The 13,284-nt window shown below is 43.1% G+C and carries 13 protein-coding genes; 11 read left to right on the forward strand and 2 right to left on the reverse strand.

Features of this window, described 5'->3' with window-relative positions; genetic code table 11:
* Positions 1 to 79 precede the first annotated feature (79 nt).
* The 6 genes from hflX to gyrB all read left to right on the forward strand — a co-directional run bounded on the left by hflX (position 80) and on the right by gyrB (position 7,319).
* Complete coding sequence (gene hflX, locus A8F94_RS06815) at positions 80 to 1,339, forward strand: GTPase HflX (protein ID WP_066197503.1); 1,260 nt, start codon at positions 80 to 82, stop codon at positions 1,337 to 1,339.
* Positions 1,340 to 1,353: 14 nt separating this feature from the next.
* A complete protein-coding gene (locus A8F94_RS06820; protein ID WP_066197507.1) occupies positions 1,354 to 2,619 on the forward strand; it encodes a methionine gamma-lyase family protein in 1,266 nt (421 codons plus the stop codon).
* A gap of 281 nt (positions 2,620 to 2,900) precedes the next feature.
* The gene (locus A8F94_RS06825; protein ID WP_066197509.1) at positions 2,901 to 3,299 is read left to right on the forward strand and encodes a MerR family transcriptional regulator; all 399 of its coding nucleotides are present in this window, start codon (positions 2,901 to 2,903) and stop codon (positions 3,297 to 3,299) included.
* Between the two features lie 27 nt (positions 3,300 to 3,326).
* The gene (gene glnA / locus A8F94_RS06830) at positions 3,327 to 4,661 is read left to right on the forward strand and encodes a type I glutamate--ammonia ligase (protein ID WP_066197514.1); all 1,335 of its coding nucleotides are present in this window, start codon (positions 3,327 to 3,329) and stop codon (positions 4,659 to 4,661) included.
* A gap of 129 nt (positions 4,662 to 4,790) precedes the next feature.
* Positions 4,791 to 5,234 carry a MarR family transcriptional regulator gene (locus A8F94_RS06835; protein ID WP_066197517.1) on the forward strand — a complete coding sequence of 148 codons (444 nt, stop codon included), beginning with the start codon at positions 4,791 to 4,793 and terminating at the stop codon, positions 5,232 to 5,234.
* Positions 5,235 to 5,402: 168 nt separating this feature from the next.
* Positions 5,403 to 7,319 carry a DNA topoisomerase (ATP-hydrolyzing) subunit B gene (gene gyrB / locus A8F94_RS06840; protein ID WP_066197520.1) on the forward strand — a complete coding sequence of 639 codons (1,917 nt, stop codon included), beginning with the start codon at positions 5,403 to 5,405 and terminating at the stop codon, positions 7,317 to 7,319.
* 66 nt (positions 7,320 to 7,385) lie between these two features.
* Here the strand turns inward: gyrB and A8F94_RS06845 are convergent, their stop codons facing one another.
* Positions 7,386 to 7,889 carry a CarD family transcriptional regulator gene (locus tag A8F94_RS06845; RefSeq protein ID WP_066197523.1) on the reverse strand — a complete coding sequence of 168 codons (504 nt, stop codon included), beginning with the start codon at positions 7,887 to 7,889 and terminating at the stop codon, positions 7,386 to 7,388.
* 870 nt (positions 7,890 to 8,759) lie between these two features.
* Between A8F94_RS06845 and A8F94_RS06850 the strand changes: the two genes are divergently transcribed.
* Positions 8,760 to 8,987 (forward strand): hypothetical protein, encoded by a 228-nt coding sequence (locus A8F94_RS06850; RefSeq protein WP_066197525.1) that lies wholly within the window; start codon positions 8,760 to 8,762, stop codon positions 8,985 to 8,987.
* A gap of 44 nt (positions 8,988 to 9,031) precedes the next feature.
* Here the strand turns inward: A8F94_RS06850 and lexA are convergent, their stop codons facing one another.
* Entirely contained in the window at positions 9,032 to 9,652 is a 621-nt protein-coding gene (lexA, locus tag A8F94_RS06855; RefSeq protein WP_066197528.1) for a transcriptional repressor LexA, read from the reverse strand.
* Between the two features lie 154 nt (positions 9,653 to 9,806).
* On the opposite strand from lexA, the gene yneA reads away from it, so the two are divergent.
* The 4 genes from yneA to tkt all read left to right on the forward strand — a co-directional run bounded on the left by yneA (position 9,807) and on the right by tkt (position 13,277).
* Complete coding sequence (yneA, locus tag A8F94_RS06860) at positions 9,807 to 10,136, forward strand: cell division suppressor protein YneA (RefSeq protein WP_066197531.1); 330 nt, start codon at positions 9,807 to 9,809, stop codon at positions 10,134 to 10,136.
* 18 nt (positions 10,137 to 10,154) lie between these two features.
* A complete protein-coding gene (locus A8F94_RS06865; protein WP_066197589.1) occupies positions 10,155 to 10,805 on the forward strand; it encodes a YneB family resolvase-like protein in 651 nt (216 codons plus the stop codon).
* A gap of 69 nt (positions 10,806 to 10,874) precedes the next feature.
* A complete protein-coding gene (locus A8F94_RS06870; protein WP_066197534.1) occupies positions 10,875 to 11,108 on the forward strand; it encodes a DUF896 domain-containing protein in 234 nt (77 codons plus the stop codon).
* Between the two features lie 162 nt (positions 11,109 to 11,270).
* Positions 11,271 to 13,277: a transketolase gene (gene tkt / locus A8F94_RS06875; protein WP_066197536.1), complete on the forward strand. Its 2,007-nt coding sequence runs from the start codon at positions 11,271 to 11,273 to the stop codon at positions 13,275 to 13,277.
* Positions 13,278 to 13,284: the final 7 nt, after the last annotated feature.

The following is a 13,284-nucleotide window of genomic DNA, read 5'->3' on the forward strand; positions in this document are numbered from 1 at the left end:
TCCTTATACCTCCCGGATTAGAGTATTCCCTGAAGTTTTGGTATGATGGGAAAAAGAAAATGTGAAATGGGGTGGACCGATGGAAACAAGAACAGAGAAAGAAAAAGCAATTCTGGTCGGTTGCCAGACGACAGAAGAGGATGATCTTCGTTTTCAATATTCAATGGAGGAGTTGGTTTCCCTAACTGAAACGGCAAGGGGAGAGGTCATGGTATCGGTTGTCCAGAAACGGGAAAGGATCCATCCAGCTACATATATCGGCAAGGGAAAAGTGGAGGAGCTGAAGGCGCTCGTCGACCAGCTTGAAGCGGACCTGGTCATTTTTAACGACGAATTGTCCCCAAGCCAGAAGCGGAATCTTGGAGCGGCTCTTGATGCAAGGATTATCGACCGCACCCAGTTAATTCTTGATATCTTCGCTCAGCGCGCCCGTTCCAAAGAAGGAAAGCTTCAGGTGGAACTCGCCCAGCTTCAATATTTGCTGCCGCGCCTTGCTGGCCAGGGAACTGCGCTGTCACGACTCGGTGCAGGTATCGGAACGAGGGGGCCTGGTGAAACAAAGCTTGAATCAGACCGCCGCCATATCCGCAAACGGATTGATGAAATTAAGCAGCAGCTTTCGGTCATTGTCCAGCATCGTGACCGCTATAGGGAGCGCCGCAAAAAGAACAAGGCGTTTCAGATGGCGATAGCCGGCTACACCAACGCAGGAAAATCCACGTTGTTTAACAGGCTTTCCGAAGCAGAATCGTATGAGGAAAATCAGTTGTTTGCAACGCTGGATCCGATGACCAGGAAGGTTATTTTACCAAGCGGCTTCGTTGCATTAATCACCGATACGGTTGGATTTATTCAGGATTTGCCGACGTCATTAATCGCGGCCTTCCGTTCTACTCTCGAAGAAGTAAAGGAAGCAGATTTAATCCTTCATGTGGTCGACATGTCAAATCCGGATTATTTTCATCATGAAAAAACAGTGAAAAGGCTGCTTGAAGAATTGGAAGTTCATGATATTCCTCAACTGACCGTATACAACAAAAGGGATATTCAGCATCCTGATTTTGTGCCGACTGCTGATACACCAACGGCCTTTATATCCGCTTTTGATAAGGATGACCGGGATGCCCTGAAACGGAAAATTGAAGAAACAGCGATTGCGATGATGGAGCTGTATAATGTCCTTATACCAGCTACTGAAGGGAAATTATTGTCCCAGTTAAAAAATGAAACAATTCTAAGAGAGCTTTCCTTTATCGAGGAACATCAGCTTTATAGCTGTAAAGGCTATACATTAAAAGAACATCATGTGACTGGACAACTACAAAAATATACAGTTTAGAATGGAGCAACAGCATGTTTGAGCAACTGAAACACGGAGTAAGATTAAAGCAACTTGCAAAGGAGGTAGAAGACCAGGTACGGGAAGTCCACCAGCAAATTGACGAGATTGTAGAAACAAATCAATTCAGGGTCCTCCAGAGCTTTCAAAAACATAAGGTCAGTGACATCCATTTCAATCCTTCCACTGGTTATGGATATGATGATACCGGTCGGGATGTGCTGGCAAGTATTTATGCGGATGTGTTTGGGGCGGAGGCGGGGCTTGTTAGGCCGCAAATTATTTCTGGCACACATGCTATTTCCATCGCCTTATTCGGAATCCTAAGGCCTGGTGACGAGCTTCTGTACATAACAGGCAAACCTTACGATACATTGGAGGAGATTGTCGGCATCCGGGGTACGGGAAATGGGTCTCTAAAGGAATTCGGTATATCCTATGACAGTGTTGCCCTGATGCCGGATGGACAAATAGACTGGCAGGGAGTTGCCGGATCAATCAAACCAAACACTAAGATGATCGGTATCCAGCGTTCAAAAGGATATGATACACGTCCATCCTTCACGGTGGATGAAATTGGTGAGATGTGTAAATTCGTAAAAAAAATTAACAGCGACCTTATCGTGTTTGTCGATAACTGTTATGGGGAATTTGTTGAAACGCTGGAGCCCTGCCATGCCGGAGTCGATTTGATGGCTGGGTCGCTCATAAAAAATCCAGGTGGAGGAATCGCTAAAACAGGCGGATATATCGTCGGAAAACAGGAATATGTGAATTCGTGTTCCTACCGGATGACGTCTCCTGGCATTGGTGCCGAGGCGGGTGCATCCTTGTATAGCCTTCAGGAGATGTACCAGGGATTTTTCCTTGCTTCGCATGTAGTGGGACAGGCACTTAAAGGTGCTGTCTTCACTTCTGCTATGCTTGAAAGGTTCGGGATGAAATCCTCCCCAACCTGGGATGCGAAAAGGACCGACCTCATCCAATCCGTAGAATTCAACGATCGGGACAAAATGGTCGCCTTTTGCCAGGCAATCCAATATGCTTCTCCAGTTAACTCCTATGTAACTCCGTACCCTGCATATATGCCGGGATATGAAGATGATGTCATTATGGCAGCAGGAACGTTCATACAAGGGGCAAGTATTGAATTGACAGCGGATGGCCCGCTAAGGCCGCCTTATGCTGCTTATGTCCAGGGGGGACTTACATATTCCCATGTAAAAATTGCGGTTTGCCTGGCTATGGATCGATTGATTGATAATGGAATGGCAGACTAATCGAAACAGCGGATTATCCGCTGTTTTTTCATTTGCAGAGGAATATTTAACTAAAGGTTTTTGGACACTTCGGGCTACTATAATCAAATTGTAAGTAAAAGGATTCAGAAGGAAAGCATAAAAAAACGTTTAAATTGAGGAATGAAAGGGAATCCGTACGATGGATATCATTTTCTCCTCTCATTCTTAAAAACCATGTTAGGAAACCTAACATGACGTTGACAATAATGCTAACATAGGAATATAATTCAACTATGAAAGAGCCCAAGGGAGGAGAATTCATGGGGGGAAGTGAAATTCGCCGCTCCATGCCACTGTTTCCGATCGGAATTGTCATGCAGCTTACCGATTTGACTGCGAGACAAATTCGATATTATGAAGAACATCAGCTGATTTCGCCCGCAAGAACTGAGGGAAACAGGCGGATGTTTAGTTTGAACGATATTGACCGTCTACTCGAAATCAAGGAATTGCTTGACCAGGGTATTAACATGGCCGGGATCAAGAAACTATTCCTTGTGCAACATCCTCAGCAGGAACCTGAAGCGGCAGTAGATAAACCAAAAAAGAAACTTACGAATGAAGAACTAAGAAAGATACTCCGCAATGAGATGCTTCATGCTGGACGGTTTAACCGAACTACACTCAGGGCCGGGGACATGTCCCGATTTTTTCAATAGGCCGTTTTACTACAAGGAGGAAATAATTTGGCTAAGTTTACAAAGGAAGACATTAAAAAAGTAACAAAAGAAGAAAATGTTAAATTCATCAGGCTTCAGTTCACTGATATCCTGGGAACGATTAAAAACGTGGAAATTCCTATTTCCCAGCTTGATAAGGCGCTCGATAATAAAATGATGTTCGACGGATCCTCCATCGAAGGGTTTGTGCGAATTGAAGAGTCTGATATGCTTCTTTATCCTGACCTAGATACATTTGTTATTTTTCCTTGGACAGCTGAAAAGGGCAAGGTAGCCCGATTGATTTGTGATATTTACAATTCTGATGGCACTCCTTTTGAAGGGGACCCGCGAAATAATCTGAAGAAAGTCTTGAAAGAGATGGAAGAGTTTGGGTTCACGAACTTCAATCTTGGGCCTGAACCGGAATTTTTCCTGTTCAAGCTTGACCAAAGAGGGGAACCTACTCTGGAGTTAAATGACAACGGCGGGTATTTTGATCTTGCACCAACCGATCTTGGTGAAAACTGCCGCCGAGACATCGTACTTGAGCTTGAAGAAATGGGCTTTGAAATTGAAGCTTCCCACCACGAGGTAGCGCCAGGCCAGCACGAGATTGATTTCAAATATGCTGATGCTATAAGAGCTTGTGACGATATTCAAACCTTCAAGCTTGTTGTAAAAACAATTGCCAGAAAGCATGGCCTGCATGCAACATTCATGCCGAAGCCTCTCTTTGGAGTAAGCGGCTCCGGAATGCACTGCAACCTATCTTTGTTTAAAGGCGGGGAAAATGCATTTTTTGATACAGAAGGGGAACTCAAGCTTAGTGAAACAGCTTATCAATTTATCGCAGGTATCCTGAAGCATGCTCCAAACTTCACTGCAGTTACAAATCCTACTGTAAATTCATACAAGCGCCTGGTTCCAGGTTATGAGGCGCCGTGCTATGTCGCATGGTCTGCTCAAAACAGGTCTCCGCTTGTTCGTATTCCTGCCTCACGCGGCCTGAGCACACGTGTTGAAGTAAGAAGTGTCGATCCTGCGGCAAACCCATATTTGGCAATGGCTGTTTTATTGAAGGCGGGCCTGGATGGAATCAAGAACAAGTTGACACCACCTGCTCCAGTTGACCGTAATATCTATGTAATGGACAGGGAAGAGCGGCTTGCTGAAGGGATTACAGACCTTCCTGCAACTTTGGCAATGGCGTTGGATTACTTGAAGTCTGATGAAGTAATCGTTTCAGCTTTAGGCGGGCATATTTTCGAACACTTCGTTGAGGCGAAGGAGATTGAATGGGATATGTTCCGTACACAAGTGCATCCATGGGAGCGCGAGCAGTACTTGCAAATGTATTAATAATCAAGAACCGGCCGGTGGGAAATCACTCCCTGGCCGGTTTTTTTCTATAAAAATTGTCAACCAGGTTGAAATCTTAGCTTGGTTTTTGTATAGTAGGAGCGAACAATAAGAATGGAGTGAACCATTTTGACTTCGAGTTCAGAATTGCACAATCTTGACTTAATTGATTTACTCAGTGAACGGCATGGTTTAGTCCGTGCAATTGCTGAGAAATCGTGGAATGATAATAGTGATATATATATATCCAACTCTGAATGGTATATTATGTCACGCATATATAAAAAACATCCGACCATTTCATATGTTTCAAAAAACGTCAGTATATCCAGGCAAGCCACACATAAATTCATCAAGAATTTAGAAGCGAAGGGCCTTGTGGAAGTAAACAATGTGGTAAACAACAAGAAAGAGAAATCAATTAAGCTCACGAATCTTGGGGAAGAATGCTACGAAAAAAATGAGGAATTGAAGTCTAAACTGGAAGAAGAAATCGCAAACCAAATAGGGAGCGACAAATTGAGGTTGCTAAAGGAAATCTTAAAAATGGATTGGGGAATCCAGCAGTCCTAATACCGGGAAATGGGAATCACCCTTACGTTGTCAACTAAATTGACAACGTAAGGGTTTTTTAGTAAAATAAAATAGTCAACCTAATTGACAATCTGGAGATGGTGATGGAAATAATAAGCCGGCATGCCATCAGTGAGAAATAGAGGCCGGAAAGCAGGGAGAACCAACATGACCGAAACAGAAATAAATAATCAAACGTATGATGCAAATCAAATTCAAGTACTGGAAGGGCTGGATGCAGTCCGAAAACGGCCAGGCATGTATATTGGCTCTACTTCTTCAAGAGGGCTTCATCATCTTGTATGGGAAATCGTAGATAACAGTGTCGATGAAGCGCTAGCTGGATTTTGCGATGAAATCAACGTGGTAATCGAAAAGGATAATAGTATTACCGTAACGGATAACGGCCGGGGAATCCCGGTCGGCATGCACGAAAAGGAAGGAAGGCCTGCAGTAGAAGTCATTTTGACTGTCCTTCATGCTGGAGGGAAGTTTGGCAGCGGCGGCTATAAAGTTTCGGGGGGCTTGCATGGTGTAGGTGCCTCGGTAGTAAATGCCCTTTCTTCTTTACTAGAGGTTTGGGTTCACAGGGACGGAAAGATTCATTATCAGAAGTTTTCGCGGGGGATCCCTCAAACAGAACTAAAAGTAATCGGGGATACAGACCACACTGGTACAACGATCCACTTTATCCCGGATGGGGAGATTTTCACAGAATCACTTGAATATGAATATGCAATTCTAGAAGAAAGATTAAAAGAGCTTGCTTATTTGAATAAGGGAATTAAAATTACCCTGAAGGATAAGCGCGGTGAAGGACGCGAGAGTGAATTCTACTTTGAAGGCGGCATTAAGTTGTATGTGCAGCATTTAAACAAGGAGAAGCCGCTTAATGATGAACCCATATTTATAGAAGGTGAGCAAGATGGCATTACATTGGAAATAGCTCTTCAGTATAATGATGGTTTTGCGAGCCACATATTATCGTTTGCAAATAACATTAAGACACACGAAGGCGGAACACATGAATCTGGATTTAAAACAGCATTGACTAGAATGGTTAATGACTATGCCAGAAAAAGTGGAATGATAAAAGAGAATGAGGCTAATTTTTCCGGTGAAGACACCAGGGAAGGCCTGATTGCGATTATTTCAGTGAAACACCCAGATCCGCAGTTTGAAGGGCAAACAAAAACAAAACTCGGAAACTCTGAAGTAAAACCAATCACGGAATCAATTTTGTCGATAAAACTGGAACAGTTTCTGCTGGAGAACCCGAATGTTGCTAAAAGTATTGTCAATAAATGTGTGCTCGCTTCAAAAGCTAGGATTGCAGCCAAAAAAGCCCGGGAATTAACGAGAAGAAAAACCGCTTTGGAAGTCTCGAATCTTCCAGGCAAACTGGCAGACTGCTCTTCAAAGGACCCTTCCATTAGTGAATTATATATCGTGGAAGGAAACTCGGCTGGCGGATCGGCAAAACAGGGAAGGGATCGGTATTTCCAAGCGATTCTCCCATTACGGGGTAAAATCCTCAACGTTGAAAAAGCGGCGATGGATCGAATCTTTCAAAATGGAGAAATAGGTACACTAATTAAGGCAATTGGGGCAGGAATTGGCGATAACTTTGATATTGAAAAAGCAAGATATCATAAAATCGTCATCATGACGGATGCTGACGTCGATGGAGCCCATATAAGGACACTTATGTTAACGTTCTTTTATCGTTTTATGAGGGAAACCATTGAAAAAGGCTATGTCTATATTGCACAGCCGCCTTTATATAAAATTCAACAGGGAAAACATATTCAGTATGCATATAATGATAAAGAGCTCGAAGAAGTTCTGGCGGCCCTGCCTAGTTCGCCAAGGCCCAATCTGCAGCGCTATAAAGGGCTTGGGGAAATGAATCCCGATCAATTATGGTCAACAACCATGAATCCTGAAACGAGGACTCTTCTTAGAGTAAGCCTTGAGGAAGCTGCGGATGCCGATGAAATTATCGATATGCTGATGGGTGACAAGGTAGAGCCTCGCCGCGAATTTATAGAAGAAAACGCGGTTTATGCAACGCTTGACGTATAAGAACAAGACGAGTATTGAATGAAGGACAAAAAGGAAGCGGACCATTTCATATAATGGCCCGCTTTTTTAGTTTCGTTTTTCGATTTGTCGGAGGACTGTCTGGTGTATATTTTCAAACGTGGTGTTTAATGAAATGGCCAATTCCTTAAAAAGGATGCTTTGGAGGCTGCCCAGCAGTTTCCGATCTTGCTCATAAAATTTTTTCCCTTCACTTTCTACTTTCATTTGCATGCGCATCAACGTGTTAATAATCTTGGCTATCTCCAGGCGATTCCCTGTGGCAACCAATTCATTATATTTTTGTGAGCGCATATTTGGATTATCAATCCACTTTTTTCCTTCCCCTTTAAAAGAGTCGATTAAAAGCTTGGCATCTTCTTTGGGAACTAGTTTTTTCATGATGACTTTCTCGTTATCTACCGGAGTACTGATGGTGAGTTTGTGATTATTCTCGAGAGGGTGCATGACATAGTACTTTTTTGTTTTCCCTGAAATCGTCTTATCGCAAATATCCTCGATCTTACAAATGCCATGTGCGGAATAAATAATTAAATCGCCAATATCGTACATTTGCTTCGCTCCTATTGTTTGTCAACTATGTATATCGTAACATAAAATCAAATAATTGTCAACCTTATTGACAATACTGAGAAGCGGAACGTAATTTGTCCGCATTATTATGAATTTGTCAAATCATTTATAGCTAATTAACTATAAAATATGTGGCAAAATAGTGAACTTTAATCATGACGAATCGCGAAGGATTAGGATATAATATAGAGGAACCCAAAAGAAAACAACCGCCAAGAGGGAAGAGGCGGTTGCTTGGATATAGAGAGCATTTTACAATGCGCTTTTATCTGGTCCTGCAGGCATGGCCCGCAGGAGGAAATCCTTTAGGTGTTTCTGGTTGCGTTTTCATGCTGTTTCTTGGTGATAACCCTGGTGTATCTGGCAGCTTTTGCAATGATGCATCATGATGCTGCAGTAAACTATAACTTTGGTGTTAATCTTGGTGTCTCTTGTTGAACTGATGGGTAAACAGGCTCCAGGCAGTAAGTTGCTGTTTATGAATGAGGCAGGGTGTCATAACGAGTTGAGGTACCATCAGCTAAAGTATTATTTTTCTTGTTGAAAATTTGGCTGGATTTCGTGAAGTGTGCATCAAAGCAGTTTTTCTCGTTGTTTCATGCTGTGCTTAAAAGCAAGAAGAGAAATCATCTGGTTGAGTAGTGAAAACATCAAGTTAATCATGGTGTTGAATCTAGTCCAGCCAATTCACGATCATTGTATATTTCTTGGTGCTGTTTTGCTGGTGATGTTTCTCTGTACTTATAAATTATCAAATTCCAACGTAGAAATGTTGATATTCTTGTTAAGTTCACAATACCGTAAAAACAATATGACAAACTTATGAATAAGGGAAATGGGGGATTTTAAATGATTAGAATGGCGGTAGCTGGAGTGGCCGGCTTTGTATTGGTATTTATCGAATCGTACATAGTAATGGCCTTGAAAGGGTATGCAACAATAGAATTTGGAGGAATCGCTCCATTTGTTGGGGTTTGGTCAATGAACTTCTTCCTCGTTTTTTCAATTCTGTCGCAAATTAAGAATTGGTATGAAGAACGGTTGCAAGCAAGGGAAGACGCACCTGTTGGTCGATAGGCAAATAAAAAGGAAAAACAGGCTATCTAGCGGTAGCCTGTTTTTTAGTGGATGTTCCTGTATACACCAATCACCTTACCCAGGATGGATACTTCTCGTAGAATGATGGGCTCCATTGTAGAATTCTCAGGCTGAAGACGGAAGTAATCTTTTTCTTTATAGAATCGTTTACAGGTTGCTTCATCTTCAGGAGTCATGGCAACAACAATATCTCCATTATTGGCAGTCTGTTGTTGTTTGACAATAACATAATCGCCGTCAAGTATGCCTGCTTCGATCATACTTTCCCCCATTATTTCAAGCATAAATACCTGCTCGTCCGATGGTACCATTCTCTCCGGAAGAGGGAAGTATTCCTCGACATTTTCCACAGCAGTGATAGGCTGGCCGGCAGTTACACGCCCAACGACCGGAACATTTACAACCCTTACTTGAGGGGTGTAGCTTTCTTCCATCTCGAGGATTTCAATTGCTCTTGGTTTGGTGGGATCCCTTCTGATGAGCCCTTTCATTTCGAGCCTTTCAAGATGGCCGTGGACTGTTGAACTGGATGCAAGGCCGACAGCTTCCCCGATTTCACGGACAGAAGGCGGATAGCCTTTCTTTTTTACCTCTCCTTTAATAAAATCCAGAATCTCCTGCTGACGCTTTGATATTTTAGCCATAAATGGATACACCTCTTCTGGTAATGTTACCTTATTATAGCATGTCCTCCTCCAATATACAAACATAAGTTCGAGTTTTTCCGTTGACAACAAACAAGTGTTCGGAATATAATGATGTCAATAAAGCGAACATATATTCGTGGAGGGGTAAAAAATGAAAAAACTTTGGAGCAATTATTCCTATGTTATTATTATATTGGCACTAAGCTGCATCATTGCTTTTACGGCAAATTTACTGAACAAGACTGAAGATCAGGGCAAGTACATAACGATTACAATAGAGGAAGGCGATTCTCTTTGGGGTATAGCTGGCGACCTTTCCAATACCCATTCGATGGACCGTGCCGAAATCATGAATTGGTTAATGAAGTATAACAGCCTTGATGGCGAGACAATCATTGCCGGCGAAAAAATGATTGTTCCTGTAAAGAAGATTGAACAGGGATTTGGTACCGAGCTTGCTAGTGCTGATGAAAATAGATAGGCAGGGAGGCAAGGTATGGTGAGAGCTGTATTATATTGCCGGGTGAGCACAAATAAAGAAGCCCAGGAATCATCGCTAAAAAGGCAGGAAGAAGAATTAAGGGCACTGGCAAGGCAAAATGGAATGGATATCGTATCCATTATTACTGAACAGGCAAGCGGGTATGAACTCGAAAGGGACGGACTGCTCCGTATGCTTGACCTCGTACACGGAAAAGAGGTTGACGCAGTCCTTATTCAGGATGAAACTCGACTTGGAAGAGGGAATGCAAAGATTGCCATCCTTCATGTGTTGACGAAGGAAGGCGTTAAATTATACAGCATTGCTCATGATGGTGAACTGCAATTATCCGAATCAGATTCAATGATTTTGAATATTGTTGGAATGGTTGAAGAATACCAACGAAAATTACATAATATTAAAATTAAGCGTGGAATGAAACGCGCGATAAACAATGGATACAAGCCAGAGAGAAATTTGAAAAATATAGACCAAGCTCCAGGCAGGGAAAGAAAAGAACTGCCGGCTGATGAAATTATCCGATTAAGGGGAAATGGCCTGACTTTCGCAGAAATCGCAGCCACCCTCAGAGGATTTGGTTACGATGTGTCTAAAGCAACAGTTCACCGAAGATATCGGGATGCAATAGAGTCCAGGGATGACGAATAGGCATCTGCCTTGTAAATAGGACGAAATTCTAGTATCATGCATGGTAGTTTAATCGAAAGAGGGATTGCCATGCTTTCTAAGGAAAAGTTAGACCGCATCAATGTGTTGGCCAGGAAGGCAAAAGCAGATGGTTTAACAGAAGATGAAGCGAAAGAACAGTCCAGGCTCAGAAAGGAATACCTGCAGGTTTTTCGTTCTTCAATGCTTGATACTTTGACTAATACGACTTTTATAGACCCAATTGGGAATGATGTAACTCCTCAAAAGATTAAGGATAGAAAGAAGGGGAAGCATCTGCATTGATTGGTGATGCGGCGGCAGATGCCTGGGACAGTCCTGTCCCAGGTTTTTTTTGTGGCAAAATAGGGAATCTTCATAGGTGAAGAGAGTAGAATTTGTTGTCATACAGGCATTAGGCTATAATAGTTAAGTGGCACGAAACTGAATAGTGAAAGGATGTATTTCATGTTTGATCAAATTGATGCTTTGTCCGTAACCTCGATCAGAACATTGTCGATCGATGCAATTGAAAAAGCAAATTCAGGGCATCCAGGAATGCCAATGGGCGCTGCTCCTATGGCTTATACTCTATGGACGCGTTTTATGAACCATAATCCAAGTAACCCTAATTGGTTTAACAGAGACCGCTTTGTTTTATCAGCAGGACACGGTTCCATGCTGTTGTACAGCCTGCTTCACTTATCCGGATATAACGTAACAATGGATGATATAAAAAACTTTCGCCAGTGGGGATCCAAAACACCAGGTCATCCGGAGTATGGCCATACTGAGGGAGTAGAAGCAACAACTGGCCCATTGGGACAGGGAATTGCCATGGCTGTTGGAATGGCAATGGCTGAGCGCCATGTAGCTGCTGTGTACAACAAAGAAAACTACGAGCTTGTTAACCACTATACATACAGCATCTGCGGTGATGGTGACTTGATGGAAGGTGTGTCTGCTGAGGCTGCATCCCTTGCTGGCCATCTAAAGCTTGGAAGGCTAATCGTTCTTTATGATTCAAACGATATTTCTCTTGACGGCGACCTTCATCAATCATTCTCTGAAAGTGTAAAAGACCGTTTCATTGCATACGGATGGCAATACATCCGTGTCGAAGACGGCAATGACCTTCACGAAATCGCACGTGCGCTTGAAGAAGCAAGGAATAACACGGAACAGCCTACCATGATCGAAGTAAAGACTGTTATTGGGTACGGCTCGCCAAATCTTGCCGGAAAATCCGATGTCCATGGAGCTCCGCTTGGAATGGACGAGCTGAAGCTAACAAAAGAAGCTTATAAATGGACGTTTGACCAGGACTTCCATGTGCCGGAAGAAGTTTACGACCATTTCCGTAAAACAATAGCTGAAAATGGCGAGAAGAAAGAACAGGAATGGAACGATCTATTTGAGCAATATAAAAAGGACTATCCTGAATTAGGTTCACAACTGGAGCTAGCACTTAGCGGTGAACTTCCTGAAGGATGGGATAAGGACCTTCCTGTCTATGAGGAAGGAAAGAGCCTTGCCAGCCGTGCTTCATCCGGGGAAGCACTTAACGCTATCGCCAAAAACCTGCCAATCTTGATTGGCGGCTCCGCTGACTTGGCTGGATCAAACAAAACTATGATTAAAAATTCTTCGGACTTTATGCCTCATTCCTACGAAGGAAGGAACATTTGGTTCGGTGTGCGTGAATTTGCAATGGGTGCAGCCTTAAATGGGATGGCACTGCATGGTGGGCTAAAGGTATTCGGAGGAACATTCTTTGTATTCTCTGATTATCTGCGTCCGGCAATCAGGCTTGCGGCACTGATGGGCTTGCCAGTAACTTATGTTTTCACCCACGACAGCATTGCTGTTGGTGAGGACGGCCCTACCCATGAGCCAATTGAACAACTACCGGCTTTAAGGGCAATGCCAAATCTATCTGTAATCCGCCCGGCAGACGGTAATGAAACAGCAGCAGCCTGGAAGCTTGCCATTGAATCACGCGATAAACCTACCGCTCTAGTGTTGACCAGGCAAAACCTGCCGACAATTAAAGACACCGACAAAAATGCGTATGAGGGTGTATCCAAGGGGGCCTATGTTATTTCTCCGGCTAAAAAGGAAACAGCTGACGCACTGATTCTGGCAGCAGGTTCTGAAGTCGGCCTTGCGGTTAAAGCCCAGGCAGAGCTAGCCAAGGAAGGCATCGATGTATCGGTTGTCAGCATGCCATCGTGGGATCGGTTCGAACAGCAATCTAAGGAATATAAAGAGTCTGTTATTCCGAAGTCTGTCAAAAAGCGTCTTGGCATTGAAATGGCAGCACCTTTAGGCTGGCATCGCTATACAGGAGACGAAGGAGAAGTCCTTGCCATCGAAACATTCGGCGCTTCAGCACCAGGTGAAAAAATTATGGAAGAGTACGGCTTTAGCGTCAACAATGTTGTTGCCAAAGTTAAAGACCTTCTCAATCAATAAAAACAGG

The organism is Bacillus sp. FJAT-27225 (assembly GCF_001685025.1).
Classification (GTDB): domain Bacteria; phylum Bacillota; class Bacilli; order Bacillales; family Cytobacillaceae; genus Bacillus_D.